General features: G+C 71.6%; 14 protein-coding genes and 1 riboswitch. Of the genes, 8 read left to right on the top strand and 6 right to left on the bottom strand.

Annotation, left to right across the window (positions count from 1 at the left end; all coding sequences use genetic code 11):
* Positions 1-36: 36 nt before the first annotated feature.
* Positions 37-148, top strand: a riboswitch (TPP riboswitch).
* The 5 genes from thiO to IE153_RS11770 all read left to right on the top strand — a co-directional run bounded on the left by thiO (position 146) and on the right by IE153_RS11770 (position 5,298).
* Positions 146-1,336, top strand: coding sequence for a glycine oxidase ThiO (gene thiO, locus IE153_RS11790; RefSeq protein ID WP_189589674.1), 1,191 nt, complete (start codon positions 146-148; stop codon positions 1,334-1,336). (Overlaps the previous riboswitch by 3 nt.)
* A complete protein-coding gene (gene thiS, locus IE153_RS11785; RefSeq protein ID WP_189589673.1) occupies positions 1,333-1,533 on the top strand; it encodes a sulfur carrier protein ThiS in 201 nt (66 codons plus the stop codon). Before thiO ends, thiS begins: the two co-directional genes overlap by 4 nt.
* 2 nt (positions 1,534-1,535) lie before the next feature.
* Positions 1,536-2,333, top strand: coding sequence for a thiazole synthase (locus IE153_RS11780; protein WP_189589672.1), 798 nt, complete (start codon positions 1,536-1,538; stop codon positions 2,331-2,333).
* A 93-nt stretch (positions 2,334-2,426) separates the two neighbouring features.
* Positions 2,427-4,364, top strand: coding sequence for a Stk1 family PASTA domain-containing Ser/Thr kinase (pknB, locus tag IE153_RS11775; protein ID WP_189589671.1), 1,938 nt, complete (start codon positions 2,427-2,429; stop codon positions 4,362-4,364).
* A gap of 58 nt (positions 4,365-4,422) precedes the next feature.
* Positions 4,423-5,298, top strand: a complete 876-nt coding sequence (locus tag IE153_RS11770; protein ID WP_189589670.1) for a deoxyribonuclease IV — start codon at positions 4,423-4,425, stop codon at positions 5,296-5,298.
* Positions 5,299-5,340: 42 nt separating this feature from the next.
* Here the strand turns inward: IE153_RS11770 and IE153_RS11765 are convergent, their stop codons facing one another.
* Complete coding sequence (locus IE153_RS11765; protein WP_189589669.1) at positions 5,341-5,991, bottom strand: sulfite oxidase-like oxidoreductase; 651 nt, start codon at positions 5,989-5,991, stop codon at positions 5,341-5,343.
* Between the two features lie 176 nt (positions 5,992-6,167).
* Here IE153_RS11765 and bfr point away from each other — a divergent pair, with 176 nt between their 5' ends.
* Positions 6,168-6,644, top strand: coding sequence for a bacterioferritin (gene bfr, locus IE153_RS11760; protein ID WP_031107638.1), 477 nt, complete (start codon positions 6,168-6,170; stop codon positions 6,642-6,644).
* A 6-nt stretch (positions 6,645-6,650) separates the two neighbouring features.
* Here bfr and IE153_RS11755 read toward each other — a convergent pair whose 3' ends face one another.
* Entirely contained in the window at positions 6,651-6,875 is a 225-nt protein-coding gene (locus tag IE153_RS11755; RefSeq protein ID WP_185010252.1) for a (2Fe-2S)-binding protein, read from the bottom strand.
* A gap of 158 nt (positions 6,876-7,033) precedes the next feature.
* Complete coding sequence (locus tag IE153_RS11750; protein WP_189589668.1) at positions 7,034-8,386, bottom strand: class II 3-deoxy-7-phosphoheptulonate synthase; 1,353 nt, start codon at positions 8,384-8,386, stop codon at positions 7,034-7,036.
* A 96-nt stretch (positions 8,387-8,482) separates the two neighbouring features.
* On the opposite strand from IE153_RS11750, the gene IE153_RS42720 reads away from it, so the two are divergent.
* Positions 8,483-8,539: a trp operon leader peptide gene (locus IE153_RS42720; RefSeq protein WP_078625594.1), complete on the top strand. Its 57-nt coding sequence runs from the start codon at positions 8,483-8,485 to the stop codon at positions 8,537-8,539.
* A 96-nt stretch (positions 8,540-8,635) separates the two neighbouring features.
* Positions 8,636-10,492 carry an anthranilate synthase family protein gene (locus IE153_RS11740; RefSeq protein ID WP_308432155.1) on the top strand — a complete coding sequence of 619 codons (1,857 nt, stop codon included), beginning with the start codon at positions 8,636-8,638 and terminating at the stop codon, positions 10,490-10,492.
* 39 nt (positions 10,493-10,531) lie between these two features.
* On the opposite strand, the gene IE153_RS11735 is transcribed toward IE153_RS11740, so the two are convergent.
* The 3 genes from IE153_RS11735 to macS are packed head-to-tail and all read right to left on the bottom strand — an operon-like array spanning position 10,532 to position 13,526.
* Positions 10,532-11,560, bottom strand: coding sequence for a 6-phosphofructokinase (locus IE153_RS11735; RefSeq protein ID WP_189589666.1), 1,029 nt, complete (start codon positions 11,558-11,560; stop codon positions 10,532-10,534).
* A 53-nt stretch (positions 11,561-11,613) separates the two neighbouring features.
* Positions 11,614-12,303 (bottom strand): response regulator, encoded by a 690-nt coding sequence (locus tag IE153_RS11730; RefSeq protein ID WP_189589665.1) that lies wholly within the window; start codon positions 12,301-12,303, stop codon positions 11,614-11,616.
* Entirely contained in the window at positions 12,300-13,526 is a 1,227-nt protein-coding gene (gene macS / locus IE153_RS11725) for a MacS family sensor histidine kinase (RefSeq protein ID WP_189589664.1), read from the bottom strand. Before macS ends, IE153_RS11730 begins: the two co-directional genes overlap by 4 nt.
* Between the last annotated feature and the right edge of the window lie 20 nt (positions 13,527-13,546).

Raw genomic sequence — 13,546 nt, 5'->3', positions numbered from 1 at the left:
ACTGCGGGATACGGCATCGGGCTAGGGTGGCCAACGTAAAGCACTCGCGGGAGCCCGGACGCACCGGGCTGAGAGGGAGGCTGGCGGCCTCCGACCGTACGAACCTGATCCGGGTCATGCCGGCGAAGGGAGGGGCTGGACGCCCATGTCGCCTACGTCCACATCCACATCCACACCCGCGTCGTCAGACGTCCTGGTCATCGGGGGCGGGATCATCGGCCTGGTCACGGCCTGGCGGTCCGCGCAACGCGGGTTCACCACCGCCCTCGTGGACCCCGAGCCCGGCGGCGGAGCCGCACAGGTCGCGGCCGGCATGCTGGCCGCCGTCACGGAACTGCACTACGGCGAGCAGACCCTGCTCGGCCTGAATCTCGCCTCGGCCCGTCGCTACCCGGACTTCGCCGCCGAGCTCACCGAGCTGACCGGCCAGGACCTCGGCTACCGCCGCTGCGGCACGCTCGCCGTGGCCCTGGACGCCGACGACCGGGCCCACCTGCGCGAACTGCACGCCCTGCAGCAGCAGTCGGGGCTGGAGTCGCAGTGGCTGTCGGGGCGCGAGTGCCGGCGCCTGGAGCCGATGCTCGCGCCGGGCGTGCGCGGCGGGCTGCGGGTCGACGGCGATCACCAGATCGACCCGCGACGGCTGGCCGGGGCGCTGGTCGCCGCGTGCGAGCGGGCGGGCGTGGTCTTCCACCGGACGTGGGCGGAGCGGCTGACCGTCGTCCGGGACCGGGCCACGGGTGTCGTCCTGGCCGACGGGACCGAGGTGGCCGCCGGGCAGGTGGTGCTCGCCGGAGGCAGTCTCAGCGGGCGGCTCGCGGGCATCCCGCAGGACGTGCTGCCTCCCGTGCGGCCGGTGAAGGGGCAGGTCCTGCGGCTGACCATGCCGCGACGGCACGGGCCGTTCCTGAGCCGGACCGTGCGCGCGGTCGTGCGCGGCAGCCACGTCTACCTGGTGCCGCGCGCGAGCGGCGAGCTCGTCGTCGGGGCGACCAGCGAGGAGCTGGGCTGGGACACCACCGTGACCGCGGGCGGCGTGTACGAGCTGCTGCGGGACGCGCACGAGCTGGTCCCGGGCATCACCGAGCTGCCGCTCACCGAGACCCGGGCCGGTCTGCGGCCCGGCTCCCCCGACAACGCGCCGCTGCTGGGCCCGACCGGTCTGGAAGGGCTGCTGCTGGCCACCGGCCACTACCGCAACGGCGTCCTGCTCACACCCGTGACCGGCGACGCCATGGCACACGTCCTGGCGACGGGCGAACTCCCCGAGGAGGCACGCCCCTTCACCCCGAAGCGCTTCAGTCCCGCCACCGCACTCTCGGAGCAGCCCGCATGAACATCTCCGTCAACGGGGAGCCCCGGGACGTCCGGCCCGGCACGGCTCTCGACACCGTCGTGAGGTCGCTCACCGCCTCGCCCTCGGGCGTGGCCGCCGCCCTCAACGAAACCGTCGTCCCGCGCACGCAGTGGCCCGCCACGCCCCTGGCCGAGGGAGACCGCGTGGAAGTCCTCACCGCCGTCCAAGGAGGCTGACCATGGCCGACGATCCGTTCTCCCTCGGTGGTACGTCGTTCACCTCCCGCCTGATCATGGGCACGGGCGGGGCACCCAGCCTGGATGTGCTGGAGCGGTCGCTCGTCGCCTCGGGGACAGAGCTGACGACCGTCGCGATGCGCCGGGTGAACGCCTCGGTGCACGGCTCGGTGCTGTCCGTCCTGGACCGGCTGGGCATCCGGGTACTGCCCAACACGGCGGGCTGCTTCACCGCCGGCGAGGCCGTCCTCACGGCCCGTCTCGCGCGCGAGGCCCTCGGCACCGACCTGGTCAAACTGGAGGTCATCGCCGACGAGCGCACGCTGCTGCCGGACCCGATCGAGACGCTGGAGGCGGCCGAGACCCTGGTCGACGACGGGTTCACAGTGCTGCCGTACACCAACGACGACCCGGTGCTGGCCCGGAAGCTGGAGGACGTGGGCTGCGCGGCGATCATGCCGCTGGGTTCACCGATCGGCTCCGGGCTGGGGATCCGCAACCCGCACAACTTCCAGCTGATCGTGGAGCACGCGCGCGTGCCGGTGATCCTGGACGCGGGCGCGGGTACGGCCTCGGACGCGGCACTGGCGATGGAGCTGGGGTGCGCGGGTGTGATGCTCGCCTCGGCGGTGACGCGGGCGCAGGAGCCGGTGCTGATGGCCGACGCGATGCGGCATGCCGTGGAGGCGGGACGGCTGGCCCATCGGGCCGGGCGTATCCCTCGGCGGCATTTCGCGCAGGCGTCGTCGCCGGGCGAGGGTATGGCCGCCCTGGACCCGGAGCGACCCGCTTTCCGGTAGGGGCCCGTCCAGACGTCACAGGTCGGCTGCAGTCGCGCCCCGAAAACGGGCGGGGCGGGAGAGCTGTCGGTGTCGGCTCGTACACTCGCCTGCGTGGACACGACCCTTCAGGACCCCTTGGTCGGGCAGGTGCTCGACGGCCGGTATCGCATCGATTCGCGGATCGCGGTCGGCGGGATGGCCACGGTCTACCGGGCCGTGGACACCCGGCTCGACCGGGTCCTCGCGCTCAAGGTGATGCACCCCTCGCTCGCGGTCGACGCCTCGTTCGTCGAGCGGTTCATCCGCGAGGCGAAGTCCGTGGCCCGGCTGGCCCACCCGAACGTGGTGCAGGTCTTCGACCAGGGCAACGACGGCTCGTACGTGTACCTGGCGATGGAGTACGTGGCGGGCTGCACCCTGCGGGACGTGCTGCGCGAGCGCGGGGCCCTGCAGCCGCGGGCCGCGCTGGACATCCTGGAGCCGGTGCTGGCCGCGCTGGGCGCCGCGCACCGCGCCGGGTTCGTGCACCGCGACATGAAGCCCGAGAACGTCCTGATAGGGGACGACGGGCGGGTGAAGGTCGCCGACTTCGGGCTCGTCCGGGCCGTGGACACGGTGACGAACACCACCGGCACCGTCCTCGGCACGGTCTCGTACCTCGCCCCGGAGCAGATAGAGGACGGCACCGCCGATCCCCGCGTCGACGTGTACGCCTGCGGCGTGATGCTGTACGAGATGCTGACCGGCGACAAGCCGCACGACGGGGACTCCCCCGCCGTGATCCTCTACAAGCACCTGCACGAGGACGTGCCCCCGCCCTCGGCCTCCGTGCCCGGCATGGCGTACGAGCTGGACGAGATGGTCGCCTCGGCGACGGCCCGCACCCCGGCCGTCCGCCCGTACGACGCGGTGGCGCTGCTCGCGCAGGTCCGTGACGGACGCGGCCGGCTGAGCGAGGAGCAGCTGGACGCGGTGCCGCCGCAGGCACTCGCGGTGGACCACGACAACGGCGACGACCGGACGACGGTGATCCCGCGCGCCCTGACCACGCCGCGCCCGCTGCCGGTCAACGAGGACGACGAGGCCTCCGGGGCCGACCTCGACCGCACCAGCCGCTTCGCGTCCCCGCCGCCGCCCCCGCCGACCCGGCGCCGCTCGGGCTCCCGGCGCGGCCCGGCGGCGATCGTCGTCGCCGTCCTGCTCGTGCTCGGCCTCGGCGCCGGCATCTGGTACATCAACTCCGGCCAGTTCACCGAGGTCCCCCCGCTGCTGGCGAAGACCCAGGAACAGGCCGAGGACCGGCTGCAGGACGCCGGTCTCGAGCTCGGCAAGGTGAAGCACGCCTACAGCGACACCGTGGAGCGCGGCCAGATCATCAGCAGCGACCCGAAGGCCGGGACGCGCATCCGCGGCAACGACGCGGTGGGCATCACCGTCTCCGACGGCCCCGAGACCGTGCGGGTGCCCGCCCTGGCCGGCCGGAAGCTGGACAAGGCGCGGAGCCTGCTGAAGGAGGACGGGCTGGAGCCGGGCATGGTCACCCGGGAGTTCAGCGAGGACGTGCCGCGCGGCTCGGTGATCACCGCGCGCCCGGCGGACGGCACGAAGGTGCGCGCGGGCACGGGTGTCGCGCTGGTCGTCAGCAAGGGCGCCCGCATCGACATCCCCGACGTCACCGGCTCGGACGAAGCCGACGCGAGGTCCGAGCTGACGGAGGCCGGCCTCAAGGTGAAGATCGCCACCGAGCGGGTCACCTCCTCCGAGTACGACAAGGGCCAGGTCGTCCGCCAGTCGCCGGCGTCCGGCGGCCCGGCGGCCGAGGGCGACACCGTGACGCTGACGCTGTCCAAGGGCCCCGAGATGATCGAGGTCCCGGACGTGGTCGGCGACAGCGTCGACGACGCCAGGCAGGCGCTGGAGGGCGCCGGGTTCGAGGTCGACGAGGACCGCGGGCTGCTCGGCATCTTCGGCGACGAGGTCAAGAGCCAGTCCGTCGAGGGTGGCCAGACCGCGCCCAAGGGCTCGACGATCACCATCAAGATCAGGTGATGACGGCGGGCGGGAGCCCGTGGACGGGGCGGGGCCGGACGCATGACACCCTGAACGGGTGAACAGTCAGCTGTCCGGCGCCTCCCGCAACCCGGTGGGCGGCCACGTCCCCGTGGCCGGTGGGCTCCATTCCGTAGGCCTGTCGTACGCCCGTGACCTGGAGGCGGAGGCCGTCCAGGTCTTCGTCGCCAATCCGCGCGGCTGGGCCACGCCGACCGGAAACCCCAAGCAGGACGAGGCGTTCCGCGCCGCCTGCGCGGCCGAGTCGGTACCGGCCTATGTGCACGCTCCCTACCTGATCAACTTCGGCTCGCACACCGAGGCGACCGTGGAGCGGTCGGTGGAGTCGTTGCGGCACTCGCTGCGCCGCGGACGGGAGATCGGGGCGCTGGGCGTGGTCGTGCACACCGGCAGCGCGACGGGCGGCCGGGAGCGGTCGGTGGCGCTGAAGCAGGTGCGCGAACACCTGCTGCCGCTGCTGGACGAGCTGACCCACGACGACCCGTTCCTGCTGCTGGAGTCGACCGCGGGCCAGGGCGCCTCCCTGTGCTCGCGGACGTGGGACTTCGGCCCGTACTTCGAGGCGCTGGACGCCCACCCGATGCTCGGCGTGTGCCTGGACACCTGCCACATCTTCGCGGCCGGGCACGACCTGACCGGCCCCGCCGGCATGCACCAGACGCTGGACCTGCTGGTGGACACGGTCGGCGAGGGCCGGCTGAAGCTGATCCACGCCAACGACTCCAAGGACGTGGTGGGCGCCCACAAGGACCGGCACGAGAACATCGGCGTCGGCCACATCGGCGAGGACCCGTTCCGGGCCCTGATGACGCACCCCGCGACCGAGGGCGTGCCGCTGATCATCGAGACGCCGGGCGGCAAGCAGGGGCACGCGGCCGACGTGGAGCGGCTGAAGAAGCTGCGCGACGGCTGAGCCCGCCCCTCGCGACGGAGTCCGTCGGCGACGGCTGGTCCGTCAGAGGTCGGGCCCGTCCCCCGGCAGCTCCTGGTACGAGTAGCGCTGCTCCTGCCAGGGGTCGCCGATGTTGTGGTAGCCCCGCTCCTCCCAGAACCCACGCCGGTCGGCGGTCATGTACTCCACACCGCGCACCCACTTGGGGCCCTTCCAGGCGTAGAGGTGGGGAACGATCAGGCGCAGGGGGAAACCGTGCTCGGCGGTGAGCAGCTCACCGTCCTTGTGGGTGGCGAAGAGGACCTGATCGCCGGTGAAGTCGGAGAGCCGGAGGTTGGAGCTGAATCCGTACTCGGCCCACACCATCACGTGGGTGACGTCGTCCGCGGGCGGGGCCAGGTCGAGGAGCGTGCGCGCGGGGATTCCGCCCCACTCGGCGCCCAGCATGCTGAACTTCGTGACGCAGTGCAGATCGGCCACGACGGTGGTGTGGGGCAGGGCCGTGAACTCCTCGTGGGTCCAGCAGTGCTTGCCGCCGTCGGCGGTGGCGCCGAAGACCCGGAACTCCCAGCGCTCGGGCCGGAACTTGGGGACGGGGCCGTAGTGCGTGACCGGCCAGCCGCGTTGCAACCGCTGTCCCGGGGGCAGGTCGGGCTGCGTCGCTCCTGCTGGATCGCGCCCTTCTCCCGATTCGTGTTCCAGCGGCTGACCCATGACTCCATCCTGACAGACCCCGGGTGATGCCCCTGACCGGGCCCACTTCAGAAACGGGACAAACTCAGCTAAGCATGCCCTTACTTACTAAGTGGAGACTTACTGGACGATCTTCTTCACCAGTGGAATCATGCGGCGCAACCTGCCAGTTCCCCCGCGTGGAAGGAGCCTCTGCGATGCAGGGCGACCCCGAGGTCCTCGAATTCCTCAACGAGCAGTTGACCGGCGAGCTGACGGCGATCAACCAGTACTGGCTGCACTACCGGATCCAGGACAACAAAGGCTGGACCAAGCTCGCCAAGTACACGCGTGAAGAGTCCATCGATGAGATGAAGCACGCGGACAAGATCACCGAGCGCATCCTCATGCTGGACGGCCTGCCGAACTACCAGCGACTTTTCCACGTACGGGTCGGCCAGACGGTCACCGAGATGTTCCAGGCGGACCGGCAGGTCGAGGTCGAGGCGATCGACCGGCTCAAGCGCGGCATCGAGGTGATGCGCACCAAGGGCGACATCACGTCCGCGAATCTCTTCGAGTCGATCCTCGAGGACGAGGAGCACCACATCGACTACCTGGACACGCAGCTGGAGCTGATCGAGAAGCTCGGCGAGGCGCTGTACATCGCGCAGCAGATCGAGCAGCCGAGCTAGCCGGGGTCAGGCGGCGTCTTCGAGGTCCGAGAGCACCGGCCGGCCCTGGTCGGCCAGGTCGCGGCGAGGGCAGGCTCCCCTGCCCAGGATCGCCTGGATACGGCGCACACAGGACCCGCAGTCCGTGCCCGCCTTGCAGGCGGAGGCTATCTGGCGGGGAGTACAGGCGCCGCCGTCCGCGTGCTGCTTGACCTGCTGCTCGGTGATCCCGAAGCAACTGCAGACGTACACGCGGTTCACCTCCCGACGGGTCGTTCTCGGATGCGCCGTCCCCGATGATCGGTGAGGCTAACCTAACCTTACCCGCCGGGTCCGGAGCGGAAAAGTGGAGAGGGGCGCGGATCGTGTGATCCGCGCCCCAGTCCATGCTCCGGTAACAGGCGGACCCGTTACTGGTCCCTGTACATCTCGGCCACGAGGAACGCCAGGTCGAGCGACTGGCTGCGGTTGAGCCGCGGGTCGCAGGCCGTCTCGTAGCGCTGGTGCAGGTCGTCGACGAAGATCTCGTCGCCGCCGCCCACGCACTCGGTGACGTCGTCGCCGGTGAGCTCCACGTGGATGCCGCCCGGGTGGGTGCCGAGGGCCTTGTGGACCTCGAAGAAGCCCTTGACCTCGTCGAGCACGTCGTCGAAGCGGCGGGTCTTGTGCCCGGAGGCCGCCTCGTAGGTGTTGCCGTGCATCGGGTCGGTGATCCAGGCGACGGTGGCACCGGAGGCGGTGACCTTCTCGACCAGCTCGGGGAGCTTGTCGCGGACCTTGTCGGCGCCCATGCGGACGATGAAGGTCAGCCGGCCCGGCTCGCGGTCCGGGTCGAGACGGTCGATGTACTGGAGCGCGTCCTCGGCCGTCGTCGTCGGACCCAGCTTGATGCCGATCGGGTTGCGGATCTTCGAGGCGAACTCGATGTGCGCGTGATCCAGCTGCCGGGTGCGCTCACCGATCCACACCATGTGCCCGGAGACGTCGTACAGCTGTCCCGTGCGCGAGTCGACCCTGGTCAGCGCCGACTCGTAATCGAGCAGCAGCGCCTCGTGCGAGGCGTAGAACTCGACCGTCTTGAACTCCTCCGGGTCGGTCCCGCAGGCGTGCATGAAGTTCAGCGCGTTGTCGATCTCGCGCGCCAGCTGCTCGTAGCGCTGACCCGACGGGGACGACCGCACGAAGTCCTGGTTCCAGGCGTGCACCTGGCGCAGGTCGGCGTAACCGCCGGTGGTGAAGGCGCGCACCAGGTTCAGCGTGGAGGCGGAGGCGTGGTACATCCGCTTCAGGCGCTCGGGGTCCGGGACGCGCGCGGCCTCGGTGAAGTCGAAGCCGTTGACGGAGTCGCCGCGGTACGTCGGCAGCGTCACGCCGTCGCGGGTCTCGGTCGGCTTGGAGCGCGGCTTGGAGTACTGGCCGGCGATCCGGCCGACCTTCACGACCGGCACCGACGCGGCGTACGTGAGCACGGCGCCCATCTGGAGCAGCGTCTTCAGCTTGTTGCGGATGTGGTCGGCGGACACCGCGTCGAAGGCCTCGGCGCAGTCGCCGCCCTGGAGGAGGAACGCCTCTCCCTTGGCGACGGACGCCATCCGGGCGCGCAGCTGGTCGCACTCGCCCGCGAAGACGAGCGGCGGATACGACTCCAGCTCCGCAACGACTGCGCGCAGAGCCTCGGTGTCGGGGTACTCGGGCTGCTGCGCCGCGGGCAGGTTTCGCCAGGTGTTGCCAGCACTCGCGCTGGTCTTAGCGTTCACGGTCACGACCTCAACATTACGGGGTCGTGTCGGGCGTCCTGACCCATGCCCAGCAAGTGAGACACGGCGTACGCTCCTCGGACGTGGGGTAGGGTGCGTCGCATGTTCGCGCATTCGACCCAGACCTGGTGGTGGACCGCTCATCCGGCGGCCCGCTGACTGCGCGTACTCAAGACTTCGCGAAGGCCGCCCGAGGGGCGGCCTTCGGCGTTTCCCGGGGTCCGTTCCTCTCTCACCGAGATGGAGTACGGACCCATGAACCTGCTCGGCTTGCTGGACGACCCCCGTCCGTTCGCCCTGCTGCGCCGCCGCACCCCGGGCCACGACCAGGAACTGGTCGAGGTCCTGGTCGGCCCGGTCGCCCCGCACGACCGCCTCGCCGACCTGCCCGACCGGAGCCTCGCTCTGGTGCCCTTCCGGCAGATCCGTGAGCGCGGCTTCGACGTCCGCGACGACGGCACGCCCCTGCTGGCCCTCACGCCCGAGGAGTCGTACGGCGTTCCGCTGGCCGAAGCCCTGGAGCAGCTCCCGGCGCACGAGGTGCGCGTCGAGGACGGCGGCTTCGATGTCGCCGACGAGGAGTACGGCGAGATCGTCGGACGGGTGCTGCGCGAGGAGATCGGGCGGGGCGAGGGCGCGAACTTCGTGATCCGGCGGACGTACGAGGGCGAGATCCCGGGGTTCGGGCGGGCCGACGCGCTGGCGCTGTTCCGGCGGCTGCTGGAGGGCGAGCGGGGTGCCTACTGGACGTTCGTCGTGCACACCGGGGACCGCACGCTGGTCGGGGCCAGCCCCGAGGTGCATGTGCGGATGTCCGGCGGCACGGTCGTCATGAACCCGATCAGCGGCACCTACCGCTACCCCGCCGAGGGGCCCACCCCCGAGCACCTGCTCGGCTTCCTCGCCGACGGCAAGGAGACCGAGGAGCTGTCGATGGTCGTCGACGAGGAGCTCAAGATGATGTGCACCGTCGGCGACATGGGCGGGGTCGTGGTCGGGCCCCGGCTGAAGGAGATGGCGCACCTCGCGCACACCGAGTACGAACTGCGCGGCCGCTCCTCGCTGGACGTGCGGGAGGTGCTGAAGGAGACCATGTTCGCGGCGACCGTCACCGGCTCGCCGGTGCAGAACGCCTGCCGGGTGATCGAGCGGCACGAGAGCGGCGGGCGCGGGTACTACGCCGGGGCGCTGGCCCTGATCGGCCGGGATCCGGGCGGGTCCCAGACCCTCGACTCCCCCATCCTGATCCGCACCGCCGACATCGACGCGGGCGGGCATCTGCGGGTGCCGGTCGGCGCGACCCTCGTGCGCGGCTCGGACCCGGCGGGCGAGGTGGCCGAGACACACGCCAAGGCGGCGGGTGTGCTGGCGGCGCTGGGCGTACGGCCGGGAAGGCCGCGCGAGGAGTCCGCGCGGCCCCGGCTGGCCGACGACCCCCGGGTGCGTGCCGCGCTCGACGGACGCCGGGCGTCGCTCGCGCCCTTCTGGCTGCGGATGCAGGAGCAGTCCGAGAGGCTCACCGGACACGCCCTGGTCGTCGACGCCGAGGACACCTTCACGGCGATGCTCGCGCATGTGCTGCGGTCGGGCGGCCTCGAGGTGTCCGTCCGGCGGTACGACGAGGACGGGCTCCGGGAGGCGGTGCTCGCGCACGAGGGGCCCGTCGTGCTCGGCCCGGGGCCCGGGGACCCGGCCGATCTCACCGATCCGAAGATGCGGTTCCTGCGCTCGCTGACCACCGAGGTGATCCGCGGCGAGAACCACGGCGTGCTCGGCGTCTGCCTCGGGCACGAGCTGATCGCGGCCGAGCTGGGGCTGGACATCGTGCGCAAGGACGTGCCGTACCAGGGGGCGCAGACGGAGATCGATCTGTTCGGGCGGCGGGAGACCGTCGGCTTCTACAACAGCTTCGTGGCGCGTTGCGACGACGAGGCGGCGGAGGAGCTGGCGGCGCACGGTGTCGAGGTCAGCAGGGCGGCGGGCGGGGATGTGCATGCCGTGCGGGGGCCGGGGTTCGCCGGTGTGCAGTTCCACCCGGAGTCGATCCTGACGCTGAACGGCACCGCTGTCGTGCGGGAGTTGATGGGTCGGTTGCGCAACACGACCGTGTAGCCGTCCGGGGGCTGTCGCCCCCGGACACCCGCGTCCCGGTCAGCCGAAGAACACCCCGACCTCCTCGTACAGCGCCGGGTCCACCGTCTTCAGGCGGGCCGTGGCGTCCGCGATGGGGACGCGGACGATGTCCGTGCCGCGCAGGGCGACCATCCGGCCGAAGTCGCGGTCGCGGACGCAGTCGATGGCATGCAGCCCGAAGCGGGTGGCGAGCCAGCGGTCGAAGGCGCTGGGGGTGCCGCCGCGCTGGACATGCCCGAGGACGGTCGTGCGGGCCTCCTTGCCCGTGCGCTTCTCGATCTCCTTGGCGAGCCACTCCCCGACCCCGGACAGCCGGACGTGCCCGAAGGAGTCCAGCGACTGGTCCTTGAGGACCATCTCGCCGTCCTTCGGCATGGCTCCCTCGGCGACGACGACGATCGGCGCGTACGACGCCCGGAAGCGGGAGGTCACCCAGGTGCACACCTGCTCGACGTCGAAGCGCTGCTCGGGGATGAGGATGACGTTGGCGCCGCCGGCCAGGCCCGAGTGGAGGGCGATCCAGCCGGCGTGCCGGCCCATCACCTCGACGACCAGGACGCGCATGTGGGACTCGGCGGTGGTGTGCAGCCGGTCGATGGCCTCGGTCGCGATGCCGACGGCGGTGTCGAAGCCGAAGGTGTAGTCGGTGGCGGACAGGTCGTTGTCGATCGTCTTGGGTACGCCCACGCAGGGCACGCCGTGCTCGTCGGACAGCCGGGCGGCCACGCCCAGGGTGTCCTCGCCGCCGATGGCGATGAGCGCCTCGACCTCGAGACCGGCGAGGGTCTCCTTGATCCGGCGGATGCCGTTCTCCACTTTCAGCGGGTTGGTCCGCGAGGAGCCGAGAATGGTGCCGCCGCGAGGCAGGATGCCGCGCACGGCGGGGATGTCGAGACGGACGGTGTCGCCCTCCATGGGTCCTCGCCAGCCGTCCCGGAAGCCGGTGAAGTCATAGCCGTACTCCTGCACGCCCTTGCGGACGATGGCCCGGATGACGGCGTTGAGGCCGGGGCAGTCGCCGCCTCCGGTCAGTACTCCGACGCGCATGGAACAGTCCCTTCGCCGCAGGTGCCTGACGAAGGGTCAGTGTGACGTGCGCCTCACTCGTCGTCGAGGCCGCGCTCTATCGCGTACCTGACGAGTTCCACGCGGTTGTGCAACTGGAGCTTGCCGAGGGTGTTCTGGACGTGGTTCTGCACCGTGCGGTGGGAGATGACCAGGCGTTCGGCGATCTGCTTGTAGCTCAGGCCCTTGGCGACCAGGCGCAGCACCTCGGTCTCGCGGTCGGTGAGCCGCGGCGCCTTGGGTTCGTCGGTGTCGGGGGCGGGGCCCGGTTCGGAGGCCAGGCGGCGGTACTCGCCGAGGACCAGTCCGGCGAGGCCGGGGGTGAAGACCGGGTCGCCGACGGCCGTGCGGCGGACCGCGTCCTGGAGTTCCCCGGTGGAGGCGGACTTGAGCAGATAGCCGGTCGCGCCGGACTTCACGGCCTCCAGGACGTCGGCGTGCTCACCGCTCGCGGACAGCACGAGGACGCGCAGGGCGGGGTTCGCGGCGACTACCTCCTTGCAGACCTGGACGCCGGGCTTGGCGGGCAGGTTCAGGTCGAGCACGAGGACGTCGGGTGCGGCCGCCTTGGCGCGGCGTACGGCCTGGTCGCCGTCGCCGGCGGTGGCGACGACCTCGAAGCCCGACTCGGCGAGGTCGCGGGCGACGGCGTCGCGCCACATGGGGTGGTCGTCGACGACCATGACCTTGATCGGGCCCTGCCGGTCTCCGCTGGTCTCCGTCATCGCTGCTCCGCCTTCCCCCGTGTGTCCGCCACGTCCTTCGGTACCTTCAGCTCGACCTCCGTGCCCTGGCCGGGCACCGAGATCAGTTCCGCACTGCCGCCCAGGTCGCGCAGCCGGCCGCGGATCGACAGGGCGACGCCGAGCCGTCCCTCGCCCTCGGCCTGGACGAGCCGCCCCTCCGGGATGCCGGGTCCGTCGTCCCGGACGGTGACGATCACCTCGTCCGGCTCGTCCTCGACCAGGATCCACGCGCGGGCGTCCTCACCGGCGTGGCGGCGGACGTTGTCCAGGGCCGCTCCGACGGCGGCGGCCACCTCCCGGGCGGCGGCCGGGGCCAGCGGCACGGGCGCGCCGGGCTCGGCGAGGCTGACCAGGGCGCCCGCGTACGGCGCGAGCAGGGCGCGCAGGTCGACGGGGCCGCCCGGCTCCGGCTCCTCCTCGACGGCCCGGACGAGGGCGCCCTCGGCGGCGTCCTCCGAGACCCTCGACACCGGGACGAGCCCGCCGGAGACGAGGGTGCGCAGCGCGACCTCCTGCTCGCCGGCCATCCGGCCCAGCTCGGCCGCCTCTCCCCCGATCACGGCCCCGCGGCGCTGCACCATCGCCAGCACCTGGAGCACGCTGTCGTGGATGTCCCGGGCGAGGCGCTCCCGCTCGCGCGTCGCGGCCTCGATCTCCAGGGCGCGGGCGAGGGTGCGCTCGGAGGCTCGGGCGACCTCGACGACGTAGCCGATGGCGACGGAGGCGATGCAGACCAGGATGACGTTGTGGACGGTGTCGCGGGCCGGGCTGCCGCGCTCGACCAAGTTGGCGACGGCCACCAGGGAGGAGGCGAGGGCCGCCCAGCGCCAGCCGCCCTTGATGGCGAAGGCCAGGACGGAACCGGCGGTCCATATCGACGGCAGGGTCGGGCCGCCGGCCTGGACCCGCTCGTGCGCGTCGGCGACGGTCGTGAGCAGGATGCCGGTGACGGCGATGGTGAGGTCGGCGGCGAGGAACCGCTTGGTGCAGCGGGCGGCGTTCGCGACCCGGGGCAGGGTGGCCAGGGTCCAGCCGCACAGCACGGCGTAGTAGGCGACGGCGACCCAGGGGCGGACGAACTCGTCGTAGGCGGTGGCGAACAGGCCGACCGCGTACAGCATCGTGAGCACCCGGTAGGCGGTGAGCGCACGCCACAGCGGCTGCTCGACCGACATCCTCATGACACGCTCGCGCTTGGCCATCTCCCCCTGCCCCCCGGCGA

The organism is Streptomyces massasporeus (genome assembly GCF_014648995.1).
GTDB classification, from domain to species: domain Bacteria; phylum Actinomycetota; class Actinomycetes; order Streptomycetales; family Streptomycetaceae; genus Streptomyces; species Streptomyces massasporeus.
Note: the sequence above shows the minus strand (reverse complement) of the source record. Positions and strands in the feature narration are given on the sequence as shown.